A 6,280-nucleotide genomic window follows, 5' to 3' on the forward strand; every position below is an offset into this window, starting at 1 on the left:
GCCTGTCAGTATCTCAGTAATGAAGATGCCGATACCCACACCATGGTAGCCACTGTCAGTCGCCGCATACTGCCCGGAAAACCCCGTCAGTGCTTCTCCCTCGCCCTGCTGATCCTGCCACTACTTGAACATGGCGGCTATGCCATCACGGAACTGACGTTACCCGGAGAAACACCGCACTATAGCTTTGTTTCCGTTGTCGACGGTGTTCTCGTCAGTGACCTGGTGGGAAGCGGGGAAGAGGTTCGGGAAGCCCGGGATACCTTTCTTTCCATCAACACCGAACCGACTCAGGGCTGGATACACTATGAACCAGCGGCATTTTCAGCAGGCGCTCAGAATCAGCACCTGCCGCTGGCCTCCCTGACTGGCTCTGGTAAACATCCGGCTGCCGCACGCCTGAATCCGGTATCCCGGGGACCGCAGTTCATCACTGTCTCTCTGATCATCGCCCTTCTCGGCACTGCATGGTACGGCTGGCAGTATTATGAACGCTGGCAGACAGAAAAAGCCGCGCAGGCAGCGGTTGCCCGACAGGCCACAGAGGAACGAATCACTCCCCCCTGGCCCGGACTCCCTGAAACAGACGCGTTCATCCGGGGATGTGCTGATATATGGACTTCACTGCCACTGTCTGCTGCCGGATGGCGTTATTCGCTGGCAGAATGCTCGACTGACGGTGGCAGCGGCAATCTTCGCGCATCGTACACCAATACTGCGGGCGCGACAGTGACTGACTTCATCCGGCGCATCAGTGATATGACAGACAGCCGACCGTTTATTGTGATGCCGGAAGGAAAGACCGGCGGCATTGGCCTGCCGGTCACCTTCCGGCTGTCTGAAAACGCCGTCACAGTTGATGCACTACCGGAAACCGCTGTCCTGCAGGAACGACTGACCTCGCTGGCTCAGTCAATGCAACTGAAACTGGACTGGCAGGAAGTTAATAACAGCGTCACTGATGAGAACGGACAGATCATTCAGCCCCCATGGAAAGAGTATGACCTTCAGATACAGACCACACTCCCTGCACACCATCTGGCTGAACGCCTGAAAGAGCCTTCTGTCCGTTTTATCTCTGTCACACGGCAACTGGAGAACGGTCGTTTCCACTATCAATTTACAGGTAAATATTATGCCCGATAAAGCCAAAACCCTTCTGTTTTCAGTCCTGCTGTTACCGGCCACGGCAATGGCCACAACCGGAAATGCAGAGCAACAGAACACACAGCAAATAAGGATTGAACAGATACAGGAAGAGACAGCCCTGTATGAAGCCATGCTGGCAAGAGAGAAGATCCGCCATGAACTGCGAACACTTGAGCAGGGGGGGCCCGCAGAGGCCGGACGTCAGCAGGAAAGCATTTCCGCAGTCACAACAAATACACAGGCATCACTATCCCCCCGCCTGACAGCAATATTCGGTGTTCAGCCTCAGCTGACTGCCCGGATAGAACTTCCGGGGGGAAGCATCTCCGATGTGAAGGCGGGCCAGAACATCCCCGGAACCACTTATCACGTGGAAAAAATCACGCCGGACAGTGTGGTGCTGGAACAGTCTGGCACCAGAAAAACCCTGCGACCATGAGACCGGCCGCCGTAACTGGCGGCTGTCAAAAATAAAAGGATGAAAGACATATTTTCCGGGCACCGCTGCCCGTAAGGAGGCTTTATGCTGGATCCAGCAGACCTGCCGCCGGATGACATTCTGGATTATGTGGCCATCGACACCGATAACGCCGGACAACTGCGGATCAGGGTTGTTGAGGGAAAAAAACATCTGCGTGCCGTCCAGGAATATCTGACCCGCCTGCGCGCACGCTATCAGGGACGAGTCGGAGACTTTGAATTCACCACACTGGATGTGATAGCCCGGATCCGGGAAGCAACAACAATCGCCGGACAGGAAAACGGCATGAATCCTGTGCAGAATAAAATGCTCGGGTATATCCGACATGCCGCCACCCTTAATGCCTCCGATCTTCATATCACTCCGGGACGGGACAACACAGACTTCACCTATGTGGAGGCCCGTGTACATGGGGAACTGGAAATCCTCGACATTATCCGGAAAGATGAGGGAGTGGAGCTTCTGGGGGCCACCTACTCCGGGATGACTGACGTCATCAAGGGAACACAATTTGATCCTGGTGTTCCCCAGGACGCCCGACTGGCGGAAAAGTTTCTGAAACTTGCGGGGTTGTTTGGCGCACGTTACTCCCATTATCCCTGCGTGGGGGGCCTTTATGCTGTTCTGAGGCTGATCAAGGACGACAGCAGCCATATTCCGACCTTCGGTATGCTGGGCTATCATCCAAAGCAGGAGCAGACCATCCGCCGTATTCTGCAACGACCGGAAGGTATCATCACCCTGTCAGGGCCGACCGGCTCCGGAAAATCCACCACGCTGAGGACGGCGTCTGCGGCCTATCTTGAACAGCACGGATTCAACAACACCGGTGGTATTCTTTTGCCCCGTCGTCGTCTCTTCACCATTGAATCACCGCCGGAAGGACGTATTCCCGGCGCAATCCAGACCGCCGTCATGGACAGTGCTCAGGGCTGGGTGGATTCCATAAAATCAGCCCTGCGGCTTGATCCTGACGGCATTCTGAACGGTGAAATCCGCGATCACGATTCCGCCATTACGGCAATAAAAGCCGCCATGACAGGCCATCTGATGCTGACCACCATCCATGCGAACGACCCGATTAACATCCTCGAACGCCTTGAGATGGAAGGTGTTCAGGCCAGGATGATTGCAGACCCGCAGTTGTTCATCGGACTGCTCAGTCAGCGTCTGGTTCAGCTGATATGTCCCCACTGCCGTCATCCATGGAATGACGTGGCATCCCGTCGTACTGAGGATGAACGACGTCTGGTGGAAACCTTCTGTAATGCTGATGCGGTATATCTGAGAAACCATGACGGCTGCCCACACTGCTGGCGTGGTGTCACAGGGCGCACAGTGATTGCAGAAGTCATCTCTCCTGATGCCAGATTTTTTCAGTTGTACCGGGAAAAAGGCCGCATCGAAGCCAAAACCTACTGGCACAGAGAGCTGGGCGGGATGACGCGTAATCAGCATCTGCTGGGAAAAATCAACAGCGGACTGGTTGACCCTCTGGCGGCCCATTACATCTCTCCCATTGATGAGGACAGCTATACGCTGCTGCGCTGATATGAAATTTCTGGAAAAACTCAACAGTACTGAACTGGATCTGTCTGCCCTGAACAGCTGGACAGCCAGAAAAACCTTCGGTCTTAAGCGTGCCGAGTTCTATGAGTCCCTCGGCGGAATGATACGTGACGGAACGCCGTCACTGCGCGCCCTGGAGTTTATCTGTAATGTCGAAACTGACTTTGGCACCCGGAAAGGAACATCCGGCATGTACTTTCTGGCCAGAGAATGTATTGCCTCCCTGAAAGCCAGCGGTATGCTGTCGGGGGCCCTGCCCACATGGGTTCCCCCGGAAGAAGCGGCACTGATCAGGAACGGTGAAGAACGCGGAAACATCGCCGAAGCCCTGTTCCAGGTCGCAAAAACCGTGAAAGCACGGCGGGAAATGGTGAGCAGTCTCATCACACTCTGTCTTTATCCCCTTCTGCTGCTTTCACTCTGTGTGGTGAATATGTACAACGCACATACCCGCATCATTCCCATTGTCAGCGCTTTTGCACCGGAGGAGAAATGGTCATTCCAGATGAAAGTCCTTGCAGCCATGTCAGAGCTGGTCATCGGCTACGGTCTGTGGCTCAGTGGTGCCATCATCACGCTTGCCATCATCATCCGCTTCTCACTCAGTCGCTATACCGGCCCGGGACGCAGACTTCTTGACAGACTGCCACCATGGTCGCTCTATCAGACTTTTCATGGTGTGAATTATCTGTTCAGCATATCGTCAATGCTGCAGATAAATATTCCGCTTTCACAGGCGCTGCTCAGAATTGAAAAAAGTGCGGAGCATAATAAATGGTTAAAGGAGAGAATTCAGGCAATAAGAAAAAATGTATTATCCGGTCAGAATCTGGCCACCGCCATGCGCAATTCTGACTATGATTTTCCTTCAAAAATATGCATCAATAAACTTCTCTTAAATTCTGAAAGGGAAGACAGCGTATCTGCAATGAATACCTATGCCGGACAGTGGCTGGAAGATGCAAAAAAGAGCGTCAGAAAAAGTGGATTAATTATCACCGGTATTTCAGGAGGTTTTGTATTCTTTTTTATTCTTAACATGATTAGCGCGATATACAGTATCAGCGATATGCTCAAGCAATAATACCTGCCGTAACACTAAAACGCCCTTCAATATACTTCCATTAACGTAACAACCATTAATACAGGAGTCATATATGAACTTCAGAGCACGTCTGTCTTCTTATTTTTCTTTAAAAAAAGATAAAGAAGAAGATAAAGGTTTAACATTATTAGAAATTGCCGGCGCAATGATTATCATCGCAATAGTTGTCGCGCTCGCGATGAGCCAGATGTCCAGCACAATGGCCTCCAGTGATAACCAGCGCGAACTGAAAAACCTGCAGACAATTGCGACCAAAATGAAGCAATACAAGTTCCAGGGAAGATATACCGGAACGGATTATATCAAAACCCTGACGGAAAGCGGTGCATTGCCTGCTGATATGATTGCAGGAGGCAACAAAGCCAAAAACGCATGGGGTGGTGATGTCACGATTGCTGCCACAGCAGACAAATATGGCTACATTATCACCAGTAATAATGTTCCTAAAACAAACTGTGTTGAGCTGATTAACAGCCTGCGCAGTTCGTCCATATTTACCAAAATTATGAACACAGCCCCGAACATGGTGGATCCCGTTACCGTCTGCAGTAGCGATAAAAACAATATCAAGCTGGAAACCAACAGCTAATGCCCTGCCACACAGCACTCCCTCCGGGGTGCTGTTTCCCGGAGCACATAATCATGAAATGGTTTTATCTCTCATCTCTTTTCTTATTCTGTCTCCCGGCGACTGCCGCCGTAAACAGTAACACACTGGATAGCTGCTTTATTCAGGCAGGAAAACGTTACTCCATCGATCCCGGACTACTGAAAGTAATTGCCCGTAAAGAAAGCAGCCTGAATCCCCGGGCCATCAATCATAACAGAAATGCCAGCGGAAAAATTATCAGCACAGATTATGGCCTGATGCAGATTAATTCCACACATATTCCCGGACTGAAAAGAATGGGAATTATCCGAAGTGAAAATGAACTGCTCAGTAATGTTTGCCTGAATATACAGACAGGTGCATGGATCCTTGCCCGGCATTTTCAGCAGTGTGGTGTGAACTGGGAGTGTCTCGGTAGCTACAACGCCGGATTTAATAAAAATAACACTCACCGCAGAATGAAATATGCCCGGCTGATTTATGCCGCATATATGCAGGGACGTTAATAACGGAGAATACGAGCCATGTTCCTCATCATCTTACTCGTGATCTCCGCTACGCTGACCATACAGTTACTTGCCATCAGACTGGCCGGACATTATCTCATGCAGGTGCATACCCTCCGGCGTCCACGTCACCTCTCCCTGCTCTGTGCTGTTCTGGCACTCACCGCCACCATTACGCACATCATACGGGGGACAGACATTGCCGGACTTTGCTTTCTGTTGCTGATGGCCGGCTGCATGACACTGATGACACTGACTGATGCAGCCTCCTGCCGTCTTCCCCGTCCCTTCACCCTCACATTCCTGATGCTGGGTGTGGCGTTTCGTTTATGGCAGGGCGATGCTGCTATTGCGCTTGCCTGTGCTCTGTTCTGGTTTCTCCTGTTATCTCTCCTGAGGCGCTACACCTCATACCGCAAGGGAGTGGAGACGCTGGGACTGGGGGACGTGTTTCTGATTGCAGGTGTGGCCATGTGGTCATCTGCCAACAGCACTCCGTGGATCATCGGTATTGCCGCCGCCAGCACAATGATCTGTATGTCGCTGTTCCCGCGCAGTAATACTGGGGCCGCTATTCCGTTCGGTCCGTTTATCTGTGCATCACTCTACATTTTCACTTTTTTTCCTGGTGCCATTTTTCACACCGGAGGGTAACACCATGCAAAAAGACGACGATAAAGGTTTTGTTCTGTTTGAAATTCTGGCCGGACTGATTGTGATCGGTATCGCCACACCAATGATTTATTCAGAAATTGAAAACTGGCTGAATGAGCAGCTTTACCAGAGTGCTGCATATCATGCAGATGCCTACAATACCGCAGCCAGAAACTATATTGCCGACAACAATGCCCGTCTGCATA

At 51.4% G+C, this 6,280-nt stretch carries 7 protein-coding genes and 1 pseudogene; all 8 read left to right on the forward strand.

Features of this window, described 5'->3' with window-relative positions; translation table 11 throughout:
* Nucleotides 1-1,146, forward strand: a 1,146-nt coding sequence (gene pilO2, locus E0D98_RS20575; protein WP_114319127.1) for a type 4b pilus protein PilO2, incomplete at its 5' end; no start/stop codon positions are given.
* The gene (pilP, locus tag E0D98_RS20580; protein ID WP_001112925.1) at nucleotides 1,136-1,588 is read left to right on the forward strand and encodes a type IV pilus biogenesis protein PilP; all 453 of its coding nucleotides are present in this window, start codon (nucleotides 1,136-1,138) and stop codon (nucleotides 1,586-1,588) included. The genes pilO2 and pilP, both read left to right, overlap by 11 nt.
* An 84-nt stretch (nucleotides 1,589-1,672) precedes the next feature.
* Entirely contained in the window at nucleotides 1,673-3,181 is a 1,509-nt protein-coding gene (locus E0D98_RS20585; protein WP_000886636.1) for an ATPase, T2SS/T4P/T4SS family, read from the forward strand.
* Nucleotide 3,182: 1 nt separating this feature from the next.
* Nucleotides 3,183-4,283: a type II secretion system F family protein gene (locus E0D98_RS20590; RefSeq protein WP_000670138.1), complete on the forward strand. Its 1,101-nt coding sequence runs from the start codon at nucleotides 3,183-3,185 to the stop codon at nucleotides 4,281-4,283.
* Nucleotides 4,284-4,356: 73 nt separating this feature from the next.
* On the forward strand, nucleotides 4,357-4,893 hold the full coding sequence (locus E0D98_RS20595; protein ID WP_001011158.1) for a type 4 pilus major pilin: 537 nt from the start codon (nucleotides 4,357-4,359) through the stop codon (nucleotides 4,891-4,893).
* Nucleotides 4,894-4,946: 53 nt separating this feature from the next.
* Nucleotides 4,947-5,420, forward strand: a complete 474-nt coding sequence (locus E0D98_RS20600) for a lytic transglycosylase domain-containing protein (RefSeq protein ID WP_000870986.1) — start codon at nucleotides 4,947-4,949, stop codon at nucleotides 5,418-5,420.
* Nucleotides 5,421-5,438: 18 nt separating this feature from the next.
* Nucleotides 5,439-6,074, forward strand: a complete 636-nt coding sequence (locus tag E0D98_RS20605) for a prepilin peptidase (RefSeq protein WP_000478594.1) — start codon at nucleotides 5,439-5,441, stop codon at nucleotides 6,072-6,074.
* Between the two features lie 4 nt (nucleotides 6,075-6,078).
* Nucleotides 6,079-6,280: pseudogene (locus E0D98_RS20610) on the forward strand (shufflon system plasmid conjugative transfer pilus tip adhesin PilV); the annotation flags it as partial.

Origin of the sequence: Escherichia sp. KCJ4928, from assembly GCF_004352695.1 — a bacterium.
Classification (GTDB): Bacteria; Pseudomonadota; Gammaproteobacteria; order Enterobacterales; family Enterobacteriaceae; genus ECMA0423.